The sequence below is a fragment of the Leptothoe spongobia TAU-MAC 1115 genome, from assembly GCF_018739885.1.
Classification (GTDB): Bacteria; Cyanobacteriota; Cyanobacteriia; order Phormidesmidales; family Phormidesmidaceae; genus Leptothoe; species Leptothoe spongobia.
On the sequence record NZ_JADOES010000011.1, the window covers coordinates 24,399 to 41,496 of the forward strand.

Annotated in this window: 17 protein-coding genes; 7 read left to right on the top strand and 10 right to left on the bottom strand. The window is 49.5% G+C overall.

Going from position 1 to position 17,098, the window contains the following annotated elements; genetic code table 11:
* Nucleotides 1-122: 122 nt before the first annotated feature.
* Nucleotides 123-410: a DUF3593 domain-containing protein gene (locus tag IXB50_RS07760; protein ID WP_215608391.1), complete on the bottom strand. Its 288-nt coding sequence runs from the start codon at nucleotides 408-410 to the stop codon at nucleotides 123-125.
* Nucleotides 403-699 carry a DUF2499 domain-containing protein gene (locus tag IXB50_RS07765; RefSeq protein WP_215608392.1) on the bottom strand — a complete coding sequence of 99 codons (297 nt, stop codon included), beginning with the start codon at nucleotides 697-699 and terminating at the stop codon, nucleotides 403-405. Before IXB50_RS07765 ends, IXB50_RS07760 begins: the two co-directional genes overlap by 8 nt.
* Nucleotides 700-862: 163 nt before the next feature.
* On the opposite strand from IXB50_RS07765, the gene csaB reads away from it, so the two are divergent.
* The 3 genes from csaB to IXB50_RS07780 all read left to right on the top strand — a co-directional run bounded on the left by csaB (nucleotide 863) and on the right by IXB50_RS07780 (nucleotide 3,898).
* On the top strand, nucleotides 863-1,936 hold the full coding sequence (gene csaB, locus IXB50_RS07770) for a polysaccharide pyruvyl transferase CsaB (RefSeq protein WP_215608393.1): 1,074 nt from the start codon (nucleotides 863-865) through the stop codon (nucleotides 1,934-1,936).
* 369 nt (nucleotides 1,937-2,305) lie between these two features.
* Nucleotides 2,306-3,442, top strand: a complete 1,137-nt coding sequence (locus IXB50_RS07775; protein WP_215608394.1) for a hypothetical protein — start codon at nucleotides 2,306-2,308, stop codon at nucleotides 3,440-3,442.
* A 228-nt stretch (nucleotides 3,443-3,670) separates the two neighbouring features.
* A complete protein-coding gene (locus IXB50_RS07780; protein ID WP_215608395.1) occupies nucleotides 3,671-3,898 on the top strand; it encodes a hypothetical protein in 228 nt (75 codons plus the stop codon).
* An 88-nt stretch (nucleotides 3,899-3,986) separates the two neighbouring features.
* Here the strand turns inward: IXB50_RS07780 and hetR are convergent, their stop codons facing one another.
* The 7 genes from hetR to IXB50_RS07815 form a co-directional block, all read right to left on the bottom strand.
* Complete coding sequence (hetR, locus tag IXB50_RS07785; protein WP_215608485.1) at nucleotides 3,987-4,895, bottom strand: heterocyst differentiation master regulator HetR; 909 nt, start codon at nucleotides 4,893-4,895, stop codon at nucleotides 3,987-3,989.
* 262 nt (nucleotides 4,896-5,157) lie between these two features.
* Nucleotides 5,158-5,448 (bottom strand): hypothetical protein, encoded by a 291-nt coding sequence (locus tag IXB50_RS07790; protein WP_215608396.1) that lies wholly within the window; start codon nucleotides 5,446-5,448, stop codon nucleotides 5,158-5,160.
* 114 nt (nucleotides 5,449-5,562) lie between these two features.
* Complete coding sequence (locus IXB50_RS07795; RefSeq protein WP_215608397.1) at nucleotides 5,563-7,392, bottom strand: FAD-dependent oxidoreductase; 1,830 nt, start codon at nucleotides 7,390-7,392, stop codon at nucleotides 5,563-5,565.
* A gap of 3 nt (nucleotides 7,393-7,395) precedes the next feature.
* A complete protein-coding gene (locus tag IXB50_RS07800; protein WP_215608398.1) occupies nucleotides 7,396-8,136 on the bottom strand; it encodes a Mo-dependent nitrogenase C-terminal domain-containing protein in 741 nt (246 codons plus the stop codon).
* 68 nt (nucleotides 8,137-8,204) lie between these two features.
* Entirely contained in the window at nucleotides 8,205-8,786 is a 582-nt protein-coding gene (locus IXB50_RS07805; RefSeq protein ID WP_215608399.1) for a YdcF family protein, read from the bottom strand.
* A gap of 500 nt (nucleotides 8,787-9,286) precedes the next feature.
* The gene (locus tag IXB50_RS07810) at nucleotides 9,287-9,829 is read right to left on the bottom strand and encodes a DUF1353 domain-containing protein (protein ID WP_215608400.1); all 543 of its coding nucleotides are present in this window, start codon (nucleotides 9,827-9,829) and stop codon (nucleotides 9,287-9,289) included.
* Between the two features lie 139 nt (nucleotides 9,830-9,968).
* Nucleotides 9,969-10,964 (bottom strand): hypothetical protein, encoded by a 996-nt coding sequence (locus IXB50_RS07815; RefSeq protein ID WP_215608401.1) that lies wholly within the window; start codon nucleotides 10,962-10,964, stop codon nucleotides 9,969-9,971.
* Between the two features lie 314 nt (nucleotides 10,965-11,278).
* Here IXB50_RS07815 and IXB50_RS07820 point away from each other — a divergent pair, with 314 nt between their 5' ends.
* The 3 genes from IXB50_RS07820 (at nucleotide 11,279) to IXB50_RS07830 (ending at nucleotide 12,442) form a co-directional block, all read left to right on the top strand.
* Nucleotides 11,279-11,836: a Uma2 family endonuclease gene (locus IXB50_RS07820; RefSeq protein ID WP_215608402.1), complete on the top strand. Its 558-nt coding sequence runs from the start codon at nucleotides 11,279-11,281 to the stop codon at nucleotides 11,834-11,836.
* Between the two features lie 95 nt (nucleotides 11,837-11,931).
* Nucleotides 11,932-12,186, top strand: a complete 255-nt coding sequence (locus tag IXB50_RS07825) for a type II toxin-antitoxin system Phd/YefM family antitoxin (RefSeq protein WP_215608403.1) — start codon at nucleotides 11,932-11,934, stop codon at nucleotides 12,184-12,186.
* Nucleotides 12,179-12,442, top strand: a complete 264-nt coding sequence (locus IXB50_RS07830; protein ID WP_215608404.1) for a Txe/YoeB family addiction module toxin — start codon at nucleotides 12,179-12,181, stop codon at nucleotides 12,440-12,442. Before IXB50_RS07825 ends, IXB50_RS07830 begins: the two co-directional genes overlap by 8 nt.
* 88 nt (nucleotides 12,443-12,530) lie before the next feature.
* Here the strand turns inward: IXB50_RS07830 and IXB50_RS07835 are convergent, their stop codons facing one another.
* Nucleotides 12,531-14,525, bottom strand: coding sequence for a mechanosensitive ion channel domain-containing protein (locus IXB50_RS07835; RefSeq protein WP_215608405.1), 1,995 nt, complete (start codon nucleotides 14,523-14,525; stop codon nucleotides 12,531-12,533).
* A gap of 348 nt (nucleotides 14,526-14,873) precedes the next feature.
* Between IXB50_RS07835 and IXB50_RS07840 the strand changes: the two genes are divergently transcribed.
* Complete coding sequence (locus IXB50_RS07840; protein WP_215608486.1) at nucleotides 14,874-16,943, top strand: NAD(P)H-quinone oxidoreductase subunit 5; 2,070 nt, start codon at nucleotides 14,874-14,876, stop codon at nucleotides 16,941-16,943.
* Nucleotides 16,944-17,098: the final 155 nt, after the last annotated feature.

The window sequence follows — 17,098 nt, forward strand, 5'->3', positions numbered from 1 at the left end:
AGGTAGGTGCAAGGGTGAATCGGCTGAAACCCTTGAAAACTCGTAAAATGACCTTGCACTTAACTTCGACTTCGTTAGCTGAAACGACTATATATCAGTGCTTCTGAATTATTCAGCAAGCCCTAATTACTCTTCAGTTTCTGCACCGAACTTCTAAAACCTAGCACCACAAAAATATTGGAGAGGGTGAGAAAAAATTCAGCACTGCCATGGAGCCAATCCACATTGGCTAACTCCAATCCATAGGCTTTCTGGGCATAGATACCGGCTGGAATAGTCACTGCGACAAACACCAGCAGCACATAGAAGCCAACCAAAGCCAGGCGGGGTGTCTGTCCAGACTTGGTCACAAAATAGAGGAATCCCAGATAGGGAAATAAGGAGACTGCAAACAAGGTTTCTTTAGACACGGGTTTGCCTCCAGATATACCAAGCAGCAGCACAGCTAGTGCAATTACCCACAACCGTCATCGCTGCTTGCAAAATCACTAGCCAGCTCAAGGACGGTGAGTTATCAAAAAAATGCCAGGTGCAAGCACACATAGCGCTAATCAGAGCTGGCAACATACCAAACGATAACCACCGCCAAGCAGACCACCCCGTCACCTCAGCAAATTGCCAAACGAAATAAATAGCGGCAATCCATTCAATCACGCTGGAGATATGGACCATCCAAGTGGGCAATGAGAGAGCGTGCATAGGCAGAGAACATCAATGGGGATAATCAGAAAATGTAAGGGTGGGCAGTGCCCACCGTCCAGGCATTTGCCCTGGGACAAACCTGAGCAATCGGCACTAGTCTAAAGTAGATTCAGGCGTTGTGGGTCTAAGCCTAACTATTTAAGAGGACAGCGGTGTAAACATGCGAGCAGTGTTATGTGGCTACTATGGCATGGGTAATGGCGGCGATGAGGCACTACTAGCAACACTGCTACAGCTATTGCCCATGTCAGTCACCCCCCTTGTTCTTTCTGGCAATCCTCAGGAAACGTCCCAACGCTACGGAGTGAAGGCTGTACCCAGGAAATCCCTAGCTGCCGTCTGGTCAGCCCTCCGGCAATCCCAGGCGTTTATCTGGGGGGGTGGCAGCCTGATGCAGGATACCACCAGTGCGATCAATCCGTTGTACTACGGTGGCTTAATGAAGTTGGCCCAGTGGATGGGTCTGCGCACCATTGCCTGGGGCCAGGGGATTGGGCCGATCCATCGGCGGAGTAGTCGGTGGATTACACGCTGGGTATTGCAAAATTGCGATGCCGTCAGTGTCCGCGATGGGGCTTCAGCTCAGTTGTTAACCGATTGGAATATTCCCTGCCAGCTAGCACCCGATCCAGTATGGGCGCTTAAGTCCTCTCACCTGCCAGGGTTTGCAGACCTACATTCACCACGAGTTGCCGTTGCTCTGCGTGACCATGCTCAGCTGACACCTGAGCGACTGGCAAATCTGACTAAAGCCATTGCTGACTTTCAGACCGCCACCCAGACCTGTGTAATCCTCCTACCATTTCAACCGGTCAAAGACAGCGCGATCGCAAACCATATTGCTCAACACCTGAATGGCCACCATGAGATTATCCAAGTGGATAACCCAGATCAGCTTAAGGGCGTTTTTCGGAGTATCGAAATGGCCATTGCCATGCGGTTTCACGGCGTTGTCATGGCGGCTGCGGAAGGCTGTCGCTGCTTTGCCATTAGCTATGATCCTAAAGTCACCCAGATCATGAAAGAGCTATCGCTGCCTGGCTGGGGACTTTCATCTACGGACCCACTACCGCTCATACCAAACGATGCTGGCACCATGACCCAGCAGTGGCTAGAGCACTATGCCAATGGCGAAGGATTGAGCGATGTACAGGTAAGATCGCACATTGATCGCGCTCTCCTACATGCCGCCGTAATACAAAAAGTACTGACGAAAAGTACTGATAATCTATGATGAAATGTGAATTACTTTAAATTTTAATATATTCTTAATCATTAAGATATTGGTTGAATGCGTTGATTTACAGGTATTTTGCAGCAATAAACCAATGCCAATTACATTTTCTGTGTTAACACTATGGAGAGATTAGCGTAAGATGCCATCGTCTCCGCTGTATCATTGCGGTGCTCTAGAATGTTCAATCCAGCTAGATCCAACGACAGTCTCCCTGAGTCAGGCAATCAACCCCAGGACGTTTCGTCATGTGGGGCACAGTTACCTGTAGAACAATCGGATAACAATAGCTGGCAGACCGTTCATCTCCCAGGCACAATCCCTGCCAATCAACTTTCAGGGCCCACACATCATTCGCGGACCAACGCTATGGATTCTTCTAGCACGTACCAGATTAATAGCACCTCCAGTACCCAGCCCTCTACTAGCACCGAACAGCCTAGCCAGCGTGAAACAGAGCTGCTCAACCTGGTGCGAGATCTAAACGAATGCAACGATGTGCTCTTAGCTAAGGTATCCCAGCTTGAAGAATCTCTAGAACGCTCGCAAGCTGCCCTCCAAGCTGAGATTGACCGGGCCGGACCACCTGTTGGTGATCGCGAAATTGTCCAATTGGTGACTGAGCTAGAACAAAGCACTCAGGCCCTACAACATCACCAAGTACGTAGCGAAACTCTCCAAACAGAACTTGCTGCATTTCGGGAACGTACCGCACAGCTTGAAACTGAAAATGCAGCAATGCTGCAGCAACATACAGAACAGTCTCGAGAGCTCCTGCAGGCCAACACCAACTGCCGTGACTTGAGAGCCCGCCTCCAGAGACAGCAGCGCTATACATTACAGTTCAAGGCGGCCCTTGAAAAATGTCTTAGCATGTCAACAGAGTCATCCAAGACATCTATGGCAGGCCTGAATGCACCAGGTATCACCATGCCCACAGCCGATGAAATTCGTCCTTGGGAATCCGCCCTTGGTAACGCTAGACTCGATCCTCAACTGGAGTCTATGATTCGTGGCGGTCAAACAATTAACCCTCAGCCTGTCCCTATCAACACTTTAGAAACCGAGGCCGAAGATCAACTGTGGCACGATCTAGCACGAGTGATGGATCCCTCCGAAGTTCCTGCTGAATCAGACTTGCAGGAACTTTCTACCGTAGACAGCTCCATCACTGAAGACCATTCTAGTGCTCCTCAATTTACTGAACCATCGCCCTGGAGCAAGGACATCGGCTCATCTACAATTAGCCCAGCTGATAACACGAGTGATAATACGTCAGCAGGAATCTCTCAGCTTTCTCCTGAAGCCAGTGAAATTCTGGCGCGAGTACAATCAGCCAGGACAGTGGCATCAGCTGACACCTACTTACCTGTAATGTCAGCTCAAAGTAGCCCTTCTCCATTGGTCAATCCACTGAAGCCTCAGAAACGCATTGGGTCTCTATCAGCTATCGATCTACCAAACTTTCCTCGCCTTAAAAAGCAACCACCAAAGGCCAAGGCTTGAGAGAAACTTTATTCTTAATTGCCTAAAATAAAATCTTTTTCCTAGTCAACTTAGGTTAGACTTTGTTAACTTCTGGTCAACATGTAAAAGCAATGGTAGTTATTCCTTACTGTTGCTGATTTACAGGTGTTTCCAACATAGGTTTAGCCGTAAGCATTTTTCAAAAAATACCCTGCGGGTTTGCCTTAGTCCCTCAGGTGGCAATTGCATCTTCCCCGTAAAAATAATATGAGCCCCTCATCTTTAAAAACTGTTTTAGAAAATTCTCCATCAAGCAAGCCTGTCAGTGAGACACACATTGCCACGGCCATTCTCCATGTGATTGAGACAGCTCGTTCCCAGGGACAAACCCTGGATGATGTCATCAATGAACTTATGACCGACGATGCCCTACTAGATCCCAAGAGCCGCCATCTGCTTGGAGATATCCTGACCCAAGCATGGAATACTCTCTGAGGAGATTAATTAGCGCTCAAGCATAAAAAAATAGGGTGGACATGGTCCACCCTTCACAAAGTAAATATTCAGATATCTAAGATGGTGGCTAACTAGCATCCTCATCATTGTCGCCTACGGCCATTTGCAACACCATGGGCTCACCACCCGCTTGATGATACTTGTCAGCCCATTTGCGTAGCAGCAAATCGAGTTCATCAAGGGCTTGCTGCCGATTCTCTGATGGGATGTCAAGAGATTCTAGGACTCTCATGGTGCCGTCTTTACGAGCAACCCATTCGTGCATGATGCGAAAATAGCGAGCTGTATCTTCGATCATCGTGTACGTTCTTTCCGCATCATCGGTCGGAATATAGGAAGCTCGGGCAAGGGCATAGAACGGCATCCCCCAAGGCGAGTCGATACGGGCAACAGTACCTGAGTAAATTAAGCGTCGTCGAATGTGTTCTGCCAAGGCCTCACTCAGAGGTAATTGTCGCCCACTCGGAACAGATTCTTGAGAACGAGCGTGCAGAAACTCAATCAGTTCTGCAAACTGAAATGAGGTAATTAGCTGCGCCTCTGGTAAATTTGGCGGCAGCTTTTGCTCGATTTGAGCTTTTTCGTCAGATGTTAGATTTGTACCAACTAACCTAGAGCGTCCTGGCGTCCAGGGATATTGTTCAAGCCAAACATAGGGAAATTGAATCAAATAGCGAGGTTCCTGCGCCCCTAGCATTTTTAGCAATTTGCCTTCGCTCAATGCCTGTCGCACTTCTTCGACAATGGCTTTGACTCGCTTGGGTTCAATATGGTGTAAATGCCCCGTCATGCGCAGGTTTTGTCCCTGCTCCATATAGGTTGTATAGATGGCACACTTAGCAGCCGTTGCCGCAGCATCAAGAAATGCACCGTGGCGATGCCCACCAGTACGCATAGCGCTGAAGGCAAGGTACATCATTATCTGATCAATCGCGCTGGGCTCTAGACGCTTGATCAAATCGGCATCAGTAGTCATCGGTGATTGAACATTGGTCATGGACGCTCAGGGAATAGATACACGCTGATCGCGTGGACAGATGATTGTTAGTGGGACTAGGCTACCTTAAGAAGCACCAATTTTTCTTGATTTATTCAAGATGACAAAGGAACTTCAATAGTAGTAGCTATTTCTTCACTAGCTTGTAACGGTTAGCGTAAAACTTTTTCTGATTAATATCTATAGTTTTTCTATAGTGTTTTATGCGCTTATTAGCTGAACAGGCCGAGTGGAAAGGCTCTTAAGCAATAATGCGGCCACTACCACGATAGGCATGATCAGTTGAAATACGTCCACTGCCACGGTAAGCCCTCACACGACCACTGCCACGGTCGGAAGCCATCACACGACCACTGCCACGGTCTGCTTGGTTTGTCATTACGCGACCACTGCCACGGTCAATTTGTTCAGTTTTAGTGCGGCCACTGCCACGCTCAGCCAATAGAGAATCAGGAGAGGTAACAACCAAACCTAGAAAGTTGAAAACGCTGATGGTAGCAGCAACTGACATTACCGATAGAGAAATTCTCATGGGTCAGAAAATGATTAGTATTGCTACTTTCTGATTACATGGAATTGACAAATCACTCAGGAAAAACTATGTGAAAAATATGTGGGTGATGTCACCCATTTTTTGTAATTGATGCTACCTTCCATCAACTTTTGTAATGGCATCTACTAGAATCCAACCACCACCTAAATTATGGGTACCATAAACTTCAACGGTACTGCCATCAGCAACCTGCATCAACTGATTGACAGCCTGAGAGGAAACAGCAACAAGATTTAGAGGGATGTCAGTTTGGCCCATGGGACAGAAAAGTTGGTAGCTGTCATCCTTTATTCGCTGATACTGACCGCGAAAAATGCTACCGACGGAAGTAACAGACGGGGGAACTTTATCTAAAGGATATATAAAGCCACTGTTGGGATAGATCTGCAGATCTTTCAGGTAGGCTTGTTGTTGCTCCAGCCAATGCTCATCGGTAGGTAGTAGGTCAAAACAAGGTACAACCATGGCCGGGGCCTGCGCATCCTGCAGTAAGGTTTGTTGTACATCCTGCACAGACAGTTCTCGCGGTTGACATCTTTGCTGTACACAGAGAGCCGCTGCTACTCCAGCTGCTTGACCAATCCCCAAGACAACAGGCTGCAGTCGGGTAGCACCGTTGGCAATATGGGTCACTGAGATATTCTTGTCGCCAGCTAATAGGCCATCAATCTCAGCTGGGACTAGCGAGCGGTAGGGAATCGTAAAGGGAGTACCGGTCCAGCGGCCACCCCAACGGATAGCTTTAGGGGCCAGAGGCATGTCGAATCCAGGATAGTGGTGATCGTTGGGATAGTTACCGATTGCGATCGCATCCACCATGCCATCCCCATTTACTGGCAGCGGAGCCACCTGACCTCCAGGCATCGGCAGAATATCTCGCTCACTCACCGTCGTCAGGCCCACCAGTCGCCGACTCTCGCGGTAGTAAGGGTACAGTGCAAAGGCTCCGCCTCCAGGTGTACCTGCCAGCTCAGGAAATACTCCCTCCGCCAACCCGTAACGAGTCCCCAATTCCGCCTGGATCCCATGGGCAAATTGTTGACTGTGGTCCTTAGCCTCTTGCCAATAGTCATAGCGGGCCGCATCTGACGCGATCAAACGGTCCAGCCCCACCCCATAGTCATTGCCCTGCTGCGGCCAGTTGATCATAAAACGATTGCCCGGCAGTCGCCCATAGTTGAGAAACTGCTCAGCACCGTAGCCTTCCCAGGCACCTGCAAACGAAGCACGAGACCCAGCATGGGACCCTATCGATGGAATTAGCGGCGCAGTTTGCCCCTCGCCATAGTCCTGCATCACCACTACCCAGGTGGGCGACTGCACCGGATATTTCTCAATGGCGAGTGCTAGTGGATCGGTGGGGTCGTTCAGAGATTTGGGTGCACTGGGTTCATGCCATTGGCCTTGAGTCTCCCATCCCCAGCGATAGGGGACATCGCCCAGGGCGAGTAAGTCCCCCAACTCAGTGCCATCAATCGTAATCTGAGCATCGACCGAAAACTGATCAAACGCTACTCCTGTCACTCGATCACCGGATCGCATCACTGAGCGAGGCCGATGGCCCCAGCGCCAGGTCAGATTGGGGAGGGCGGCCACCCAGTCAGCAAATATGGCCGCACCTACGGCGGGTTCGTAGGTGAAGAAACTCACCCAGGCATTATGCAACCCACCCAGCTGACGTTTTTCTAATGCTCGTAAAAATGCTCCCCACAGTCCGGTCTGAAAGGCGGCCAGCTCATTGCCATCGGGAGCCGTCACCCCTGCAGCGGTCAGCATCCCCCCCAGCCAGGGCCACTCACTGACTAACAACACCTGAGCCCCTGACCGTGCTGCCTGAATGGCGGCAGCTGTGCCTCCGGTACCACCACCGACTACGAGGACTTCGGTTATTAACCGCTCACTATTACCCACTGTCGAGCCCATTATTTATAAATAGGGCGTTACATCTTCACCTAAATCATCGGCCAGGTGGGACAAGGCTCGAAATCTCAAACCAACCATTTGTTCGTAAAGGGGGTTGAGCTTACACATAGGTGGAATGTGGACCACTTTTTTGCCAAATAGGGTGACGTCGCGCTCAAAGGGGCACTGAGAGGGAATCATTTTGCAGACAAAGCGGGCCAGGCGCGGATCTTGCACTTCAAACTGATCTAGCCACTCACGCATGGGCTTGAGTGGGTCCGGGCCTTCTTTGGGTGCTGGGGGCTGTAGGGGGCTGGCTGCCGCTACAGGGGCTTCAGCCGCAGCACCACTACTACTAGTGCCTGGCTGGACTTCTTCTTTGACCTGGCGCAGGTTGTAGAGGGTGGATTGCAGGGATTGGAGGACGGCGGTATCGAGGTTGAGCGCCTGGCAGAAGTCCATGAGGATTTTGTCTTCGGCAGCGGAGTAGATGCCGTCTGCGATCGCAACCATCACCCCCATGCGCAAAAAGTTCTCAGCGGCAATGGGATTCGGCGTCAGGACTTTTGCCAGCTCTGCCGGTTTAATCGGCTCGAAGGTTTTGAAATCGAGCTTAGGGGCAAATTCCACATCCATCATGGTGTGGATCAGGTCTTTCTCCTGGTCGTCAAATTCACCATCGGCCCAGGCAACGGCCAGCAGTCCTCGCAGCCATGCCTTTACTTGTTCTTCGGTGTAGAGAGATTTGTTTGATGTAGACGTCATAGCCAGCCTTGGAAAAACATCAAATGTCTGATCAAAATCTGCCAGAGGGATCTAATGTACCCCAACGGCTATGGACGAGCAGGCAACTTAGATGACAGCTGAACCAGCTCAGATCCAGTTTTACCAGTGAATACCCACAGTATTGAGCGTCCGCCATCACGCAGGCTACGAAGCAGGGGTTCCGGTGGGCGCTCTGAGGTCACTGGCAATGGTTTGTAGTGAATACCTCGACTTCCTAAAACGATAGCGGCAATGGTAGTGGCGCGCCGCATATGGTAGTCAGACGTAATCAAATAGACACTTTTGATGCCTAGTCGGTCAAAATCGTCGACTAGGGTGGTGAAGTTAGTGACGGTATCTACGGCTCGATAATCTAGATGCAGACGCTCCAAGGGCACTTGGGATTCTTGAAATACCCAGGTGGAGTATTCGGGATTGGCCCCAGACGATATCCATAGGTCTATATCTGGGTTTTCAATGGCAAACTGAGCGGCGAATTCTTCGCGTTTGGCATCTCCGCCTAATACTAGTGCAGCGGTGGGTGAGGATAGGCGACCACGTACATGCCATTGTCCTAGCCAGAGACCTGTGGCTAAGAGCAGTACAGAGGCTAATGTGAAGCGACGTTTTTTGCGACGCACCTTGGGCACTGGGGGATCCTCGAATGGGGGCAACTAAATTGGATGGACGTAGATGAGTTCAATGAACTTTTTCATTTTAAGGGAGGTTAGTCGGCTCGTTGGGGAAACTATGGTCTTACTTAAGAATAGGGCCCTCATCCCCCAACCCCTTATCCCCAGGGAGAAGGGGAGCTGGAGCTTGTAGACCTTCTTTATGTGGTTTCAAAAAATCTATCTGCCAGCTCAAAACCCCTCTCCCTGGGGATAAGGATTTAGGGTGTAGAGCTTTGCTCTTCTCGAAGAGTGGGCAAAGCTCTACACCACACAATCTATCCACCTCGCACCATCCTCCATCACTAACGCTCCCTCTATTCCCTGGCCGCCGATACCCATAAGGAGAATACCGATTTCCCCTACTGGCTCAACGCCATTGAGCTATTTGGTGGTGACAGCCCTGTGCTACTGATCAAAAATCAAAAAGGCAACCGCCCTTGCAATGTTGGTGTCTTTTTGCTTCTGAGTATCGCCCCTTACGCCACATGCAAATGCCGTCGCCGCTGCCCCTCATCCACCCGATCCTTCACTCGATCATACGCCCGCTGCAACTCCCACAATGACGGCAGCACCGGCTGCGACGCCCTCCGCCCCCGTAACCACACACCCCGACCCAAAAGCCTCACCGCCCAATAGATCAACCCCATCCGCCAAAACCGCACCGCCTGAATCCTGCGACCCACACTAAACATAATGTCCGCAAACAAATCATCCGTTTCCCGCTTCGTCACAAACACCTGCTCCAGCCGCCCCTGATGCACCCGTAACAAATACCCATACTCATAGGCCCAATCGTGAGGCACCGCTCCCACATTCCAAACACCCCACTGCAAACTTCCCGCCATCCAGGACGGAATACTCGCCAGGTCATACACAAATCCAGGAGGAATCACCCACAGCTGCCCATGATGGTCCTCATAAACCCACCACTCATCCAGCTTAAACTTCTTCCCAGGACAAAGACTTTGATAAACAGGTTTACCATCGCTGTGCAGTTTGCCGATTTTAGGTTGATACATGGCAGGCATTCTCAAAATATAATTACAGGCTAGTCATCGAACTTTTTATAATGGAGTACCCCTTGGGGTTATATAGCAGGGGATTTACCCCTCCCTTATGCCACTTTTTAAGTTGGTTAAGAAGATGATTTTCTGTCGATTAGACAGCGTTGTTATCACCAAGATTGCGCAATGCTGCGGCTTTAGCTTCAGCAGCTTCTTGCACCTCTCGTGAGCCAGACTCTTCCTTAATCTTTGCTAATACCTGGATAGCATGCTGCTTAACATCAACATCATCACCGCGACCAATCTCAAAAATGCTGTTTACAAACTGCTTCGCGCTTTCATCCGAGGTAGCTTCTAGGGCTAGTGATTTAGCCTCATCAATTAAAGCAAACTTACTCTCAATAATACGTTTAGTTGTTTCTTTAATCTGCAAATTTTGAGTGAAATTGGCCGCATCTACTTGCTTAAACGATTCAGCAACCTCATCAAGGTTTTGATTTGTCTGATCAATATTGTCCTTAGCTGCTTTTTCTTTCTCTTTTGTTAGCTGAGCATTTGTCTCTGCTACCTGATTGGCTTCCTGTACATTATCTTGTAATTCACTCCTGATCTTATTCGCTTCGGACTCAACGTTTTTTTCTAAAACCTGAATAACCGATGGAAAGAACAGCGCAAACATCAATGCCGTAGCAGCCAATTTTGGCTTATTGTTAGACTCTCTTGGTTGTCCATCTGTTGTGAGAATAGCGCCGATATAGCCAACCACAGCCCCCAGCAAGACACTAGAAGCAACTAAAATAGAAAACTCTACTCCAGTGTGCATCTTGATAGCAGGAATAAAATCATGCTCGTGAGATTGTTCGCTTGTTGTTTTAATGCCCTCATTTCGAGAAGTCTGGTCAGTTAGTATGGCAGACTCATTATTGTCTTGATGAGCAGTCTTGGTCGTCTGCTCATCAGGCGTGACTACAAAATTTCCGCCGTCCTGAATCATTTGTAGAGCGACACTACCGAGGCCACCCACCATAGCCGGAACGACCACGTATCTCACCGTATCGTCAGTTATCAAGGATGCCGGTGTTGAAGGAGGCTTAGTCTGTGTGTTAGCTGTGATATCTGCAATAGGCTGGGAAGGAAAAGCGGGATTCATAGCTGATAATGTTGATTCCGAGGGGGCAATTGGCATCTAGCAAATGATTCAATTAGCCTCAGCCATTTTGCGGAGTGTTTTTGCCTAAACATCTTGAAATGGCAATATCTTAGAGTTTTGTACAAAGCAGATGATGATTTTACTAACAGGAAGGCATATACGTTTCTCCCAACGCATTTTGCACCTAATGCTGAAAATCCCTACCGGTTAGCAGACACAAAGTTAGTCATTCCTTAGCAAACGTAGTTCGCAAGACTCCTTGACCCGTTTCCAGCAATCACCCCTAAACTAGAGTTAGCAAGTTTTGCAGAACTATGGTTCAAGCTCCCCAGCTAACCCTAAAAGACTTTCTGGCAATGCCCGACGGCGACGTTGCCAACGAACTCATTGACGGCAAGGTAGTTCCCAAAGTGGCACCTAAACGATTTCACTCCAAAACCCAGAAAGCTATCTTACGCCTCTTAGACGATTGGGCCATTAACCATGGAGAAGTCGGTCTAGAGTGGTCCTCTACCCTACAGCGCAAAGGCCGAGACTGGTGTCCCGTGCCTGATCTACTATACGTAGCCTTTGACCGTCTCCCCCCTAACTGGGATGATGATGGTCCCTGTCCCGTCCCGCCTAATGTCGCCATTGAAATCATCTCACCGGATCAAACCTTTGGCGTAATGGCCGAAAAAGCGTTTGATTATTTAATGGCAGGGGTGTTGAGCGTATGGATCGTAGACCCACGGGCAAAAACGGTGACGGTGTTTAAGCCTCAGGCAGTACCAATCACCTATCGGGACAACTCATTGATTGATGAGGATCAATTGCCAGAATTGGAGATTTCGGCACAGGTGATTTTTGATCGAGCAGGATTATTGGGATAACGCGTTATCCCTTGGCTCATAGGCCCAATCGTGAGGCACCTTCCCCACATTCCACCTCTATACACTATACTTGTACAATTAGTTGTACAAGAGCCATGAAGATAATCACCTTTAGCGAAGCCCGTAGCAAGCTCAAAAGTATTCTGGACCAGGTTTCCAATGACATGGATTACACTGTCATCACCCGCCGCGATGCCGACGATGCTGTGGTCATGTCCCTGGAATATTTCAATAGTTTGCTCGAAACTGTTCACTTGCTCAAGTCCCCAGCCAATGCTGCTCACCTGGAACGGTCCATTGCCCAATACAAGCAAGGTCAGGTAACAGAAAAAGCATTAATTGATGAGTAATCGCAAATTAGCCTGGACCGATGAGGCATGGAAAGACTATATCTACTGGCAAACTCAAGATAAAAAGACTCTGAAGAGAATCAATAAACTCATCAAAGAGACGAAAAAACTTCCCTTTGAAGGCATTGGTAAACCAGAACCTCTAAAGGAAAATCTATCTGGCTTCTGGTCACGGCGTATTGATGATACCAATCGCCTCGTTTATGCCGTGGATGATGATTACCTAACGATCATTTCTTGCCGATACCATTATTGATCTCGGATTGGTGCGATAAACTTTGCATGTTGGGTTACTCTGCGAGAAGGCAAAGTCTACCATGGGCTCAACTCAATCTACCGTTGAATTACATTTCGTCTTCGTAAAACCGATAAAACAAATACTCATCCTTAAACGGATGTTCATCGGTCACATGATGTAAAACCCCCTTTTCTACCAACGCCTGACCAATTCTCACCGCTGCTTCCCGCGTTGCATTCTGTGTCCTCGCCAACCATGTTACCGCCTCACTCCCCACAAAACAGTTTGCATACACTGTCAACCGAAACCGCCGATCCTGAATCTCTAACCCACCAGTCGTACGCATCTGTTGCACCAACCGCTCTAGTACCTTCTCTTGCAATCGCTGATGACTCTTCAACAAACTCGAATAATCTCTCACATCAGCCAACAAATCATGAGGCATTAGCTCGCTAGTGGTTGTTTCCGTCTTTGGCAAAGCAGACGGTATCTCTTTAGAAATCTGTTGCGGCCAGACAGCGGGATCAACCTGAGAAGACCGAATATTCAAGTCCCGTTGCGGAAACGGAATCTCAATATCATAACGGCGAAAATTTGCCTCTAGCATGTAATATAGATCGCTCTTGAGATCAAACTGCAGACGCGGTTCTCTTATCCAAACCAATACATCAAAGTCTAGAGAACTCTCCCCAAACCCAAGGAACCGCAATCGTGGTTGAGGATATTGCAACACATTGGGATGTGCTCCCGCCACCTCCATCACCACCGCATGCACCTGGTGAATATCGGATTGATAGGCCACACCGATGGGCAGATGTAGCTGCGACACCGGATGCCCATGGCTCCAGTTAATCACCTTGTTCTCCAGCAGTTCCGCATTCGGTACAATAATCGATACCCGATCCGGTGTACGAATTTCTGTACTACGAGCGCCAATACTCTCTACTGTCCCCACCAGCTGCCCCAGGTTGATAAAGTCTCCCACCTGAATCGACCGTTCGAACAGCATCACCCAGCCACTGACAATATTGTTAGCAATATTCTGCAGACCAAAGCCCACCCCCACACCTAGTACACTGGCCAAAATCGCCAACGTACTCAGGTCAATCCCCCGTGCCTGCAAAATCAAAAAGAGGCCCAATCCCATCAGGCCCACTTGCATCAGCGTTGCGATCGCATCCTGCAACCCCCGATCCGGTATCGCCGCCTGCAAAAATCGCGACTTCACCGTCGACGTCAACAACCGCACCCCAATCCACAGGGCCAGCGTCAACAGCACCAGATTAAATAAGTTGACCAGGGAATAGCCCCGACCATCTATATCAAATAGAGGATCCGTAAACGTCTGCTCTAAAAATTGAAAAACTTTGTAACGCGTCGACCGGGCGATCGGAAACAGCTCACATATATAAACCCCAGCCGCTAGCCACACCAGCACCTGGGCACACAATAAGGAGGGCAATAGCAACATCGGCAAACTTTTGCCAGTGCGCGTTTGCCGTCGCCAAAGCCAGCGGCGACCGTTATAAAGTAGAGCCCAGGCAAGGAGTGAGATCGCAACCACCCCCAAACTTATCCACGCCATCTTGCGTTGATACCCAGGCCGCCGTTCCTTCTGTGCTTGTTCTAAAGCCGCCTGTAACTCAAGCCTCCATTCATCTGCCAGATCTTGAGCCAATACCCCAGACATCAGATCGCTACTTGTCACCGTCAGCAAATGACGACCATTGGCCCGGACCGTGACTAAATCATCTATTTCCCTGGTCCGCACCCGAATCGACGACGGTGGTGCCTGACGTTCAGCATTTTCTAAAACCTTCCACAGAGCCTCATTCGCGACCTTAGCTCGGATCTCAGCACTAACCGTATCAATCCGGCCCAACTGAAACAGCACCCGACCGTCAATCACCACATCCGATTCCTCAGCAGGTAACTGCGGCTGAGCTATGACAGAAAACGGGATCCCTCCCAGGAGCAAAATTGTTGCTACCGCTACCGTCAGCCCAATGACCCAACGCCTGGTAGACCATGCCCACTTACCAGAAAATCTACCCTCCACTCCGATGGATTTTGCTCTCCTACCCCATTGACCATTACCCATTGACCATTGCCTGGTAGGCCATACCCACCCTCCGATTGCCCATTGGGCTTTATCAATGCGTTCCTTTGCCTATTTAATCCAATATCAAGAAACCTAAATCATTAGAGACTGTCGTAAAAAATAACCTTTTTATCAGGATCGCAGCCTACCCTGGGGCATACAAAACAAAAGCCCTCATTGTACCTGAGTTGTACCGAACGAGGGTGAGCAGTTACTCAAGGAAAAATCAATGTCCCGCAAGAAAGGTCCGTCAGAAGTTCGATAATAGTCCAGCTCCCATGTGTCACAATGTAGGCGGTTTTGCCAACTCGAGCATGTGGGGCAGGCACCAAAAAAATTATGGAATCCTTGGAATCTCTCTATTCTTACGCATGGCTCATCCCAGTACTGCCACTCCTCGGTGCAGCTATTGTCGGTGTGGGTCTGATCAGCTATAGCAACGCAACAAATAAGCTTCGTACACCAAGCTCATTATTTATCGTCACCCTGACCGGGGCAGCGATGGTGATGGCCTTTGGTCTCTTCTGGAGTCAGTGGAATGGCCATGAGCCCTACTCATTTATGTTTGAGTGGGCCTCGGCAGGTGACTTCAAGCTTCAGATGGGCTACACCATCGACCACATCGCCTCATTGATGTTGGTGATTGTGACCACGGTGGCCTTTTTGGTCATGGTCTACACCGATGGGTATATGGCTCATGATCCTGGCTATGTCAGGTTTTATGCCTATTTGAGCCTCTTTAGCGCCTCTATGTTGGGCCTAGTGATTAGCCCCAACCTGCTACAGGTCTATGTATTTTGGGAGCTGGTGGGCATGTGCTCCTACCTGCTCATTGGTTTTTGGTACGACCGGAAACCGGCAGCGGATGCCTGCCAAAAGGCATTTGTCACCAACCGGGTTGGTGACTTCGGTTTGCTCCTAGGGATGCTGGGTCTGTTTTGGGCCACTGGCAGCTTTGACTTTGACATCATGGGTGAGCGCCTTACCCACATGGTGGAAGTGGGTAGCTTGTCCGGCGGATTAGCAGCGCTGTTTGCCATTTTGGTATTTATGGGTCCCATGGCCAAATCGGCTCAGTTTCCACTTCATGTGTGGCTGCCCGATGCGATGGAAGGTCCAACACCAATTTCTGCCCTGATCCACGCCGCAACCATGGTGGCTGCAGGTGTATTCCTGATTGGCCGCATGTATCCGGTGTTTGAGGACATCCCCGCAGCGATGACTACCATCGCCTACGTGGGGGCGTTTACCGCCATGATGGGAGCAACTATTGCCCTTACACAAAACGATATTAAGAAAGGTCTGGCCTATTCCACCATGTCCCAGCTGGGTTATATGGTCATGGCCATGGGGGTGGGAGCTTACAGTGCAGGTCTATTCCACCTGATGACCCACGCTTACTTCAAAGCCATGCTGTTCCTTGGTTCTGGCTCTGTTATCCATGGCATGGAAGATGTGGTCGGCCACAATCCCACCTATGCCCAGGATATGCGGCTAATGGGTGGTCTCCGGAAATATATGCCTGCTACAGCCATTACGTTCTTGATTGGGACTCTGGCCATTTCGGGGATTCCTCCGTTTGCCGGATTCTGGTCTAAGGATGAGATTTTGGGTTCCACATTCCAGGTGAGTCCTGTCCTGTGGGCCGTTGGCTGGGTGACTGCTGGGATCACGGCATTCTATATGTTCCGCATGTATTTCTCCACATTTGAGGGAGAGTTTCGCGGGACCAATGCTGACATCAAAGAGCAGCTACGCATTGAAAATCTACAGCAGATGGGAGCTTCCCTGGGACCTGGTGCCATGAGCATGCAGGAAATGCCCACCGCTGAAGAAGAGCATCATGATGCTCACCACCACCATGCGTCTGAACCCCATGAGTCCCCCATCTCAATGACTCTGCCTCTGATGGTTCTAGCCATACCTTCGATCTTAGTGGGTCTGGTCGGTACGCCCTTTGGTAACTACTTTGAGGCATTTATCTCTGCCCCTGGCGAAGTGGTCACTGTGGCTGAGCTAGCCGAAGAGGTAGATCTACATGAGTTTGCCATTATGGCGGGTAGTTCTGTGGCGATCTCGGTCGTGGGGATCACCCTGGCAGTGCTGATGTATATGACGAAGACGATAGATGCGGGTGCGATCGCAAACAAAATCAAGCCCCTCTATAACTTCTCCCTCAACAAGTGGTACGTCGACGACATCTACGAAGTTGTCTTTGTCCAAGGCAGTCGCAAGATTGCTAAAGGTGCCCTCACCATGGATGTCAAACTTGTTGATGGGATCGTTAATCTCACTGGCTTCCTCACCCTGATCTCAGGAGAAGGCCTGAAATACCTGGAAACAGGCCGTGCCCAGTTCTATGCCCTGATCGTGTTTGGTGCAGTACTCGGACTAGTGCTGCTCTCAGGTCTAACCTAGTTAAGGACCATAAAAACCCTTGTAATATGAGGGTTACGTCCTGTCTAAGTAACTGCGAGCATCACAAATAAATCAAAAAATAGGGACGTTGCCAATGCAACGCCCCTATTTTTTATCAGCCTGAAGTTGTATGGCCAACCCTATAGACATTAGCA

Bases quoted from the DNA above. Each gene is read 5' to 3' on its own strand.
- IXB50_RS07765 (WP_215608392.1), bottom strand. From the start codon at position 699: ATGCACGCTCTCTCATTGCCCACTTGGATGGTCCATATCTCCAGCGTG.
- csaB (WP_215608393.1), top strand. From the start codon at position 863: ATGCGAGCAGTGTTATGTGGCTACTATGGCATGGGTAATGGCGGCGAT.
- IXB50_RS07775 (WP_215608394.1), top strand. From the start codon at position 2,306: ATGGATTCTTCTAGCACGTACCAGATTAATAGCACCTCCAGTACCCAG.
- IXB50_RS07780 (WP_215608395.1), top strand. From the start codon at position 3,671: ATGAGCCCCTCATCTTTAAAAACTGTTTTAGAAAATTCTCCATCAAGC.
- hetR (WP_215608485.1), bottom strand. From the start codon at position 4,895: ATGACTACTGATGCCGATTTGATCAAGCGTCTAGAGCCCAGCGCGATT.
- IXB50_RS07790 (WP_215608396.1), bottom strand. From the start codon at position 5,448: ATGAGAATTTCTCTATCGGTAATGTCAGTTGCTGCTACCATCAGCGTT.
- IXB50_RS07795 (WP_215608397.1), bottom strand. From the start codon at position 7,392: ATGGGCTCGACAGTGGGTAATAGTGAGCGGTTAATAACCGAAGTCCTC.
- IXB50_RS07800 (WP_215608398.1), bottom strand. From the start codon at position 8,136: ATGACGTCTACATCAAACAAATCTCTCTACACCGAAGAACAAGTAAAG.
- IXB50_RS07810 (WP_215608400.1), bottom strand. From the start codon at position 9,829: ATGTATCAACCTAAAATCGGCAAACTGCACAGCGATGGTAAACCTGTT.
- IXB50_RS07815 (WP_215608401.1), bottom strand. From the start codon at position 10,964: ATGAATCCCGCTTTTCCTTCCCAGCCTATTGCAGATATCACAGCTAAC.
- IXB50_RS07820 (WP_215608402.1), top strand. From the start codon at position 11,279: ATGGTTCAAGCTCCCCAGCTAACCCTAAAAGACTTTCTGGCAATGCCC.
- IXB50_RS07825 (WP_215608403.1), top strand. From the start codon at position 11,932: ATGAAGATAATCACCTTTAGCGAAGCCCGTAGCAAGCTCAAAAGTATT.
- IXB50_RS07830 (WP_215608404.1), top strand. From the start codon at position 12,179: ATGAGTAATCGCAAATTAGCCTGGACCGATGAGGCATGGAAAGACTAT.
- IXB50_RS07835 (WP_215608405.1), bottom strand. From the start codon at position 14,525: ATGGGTAATGGTCAATGGGGTAGGAGAGCAAAATCCATCGGAGTGGAG.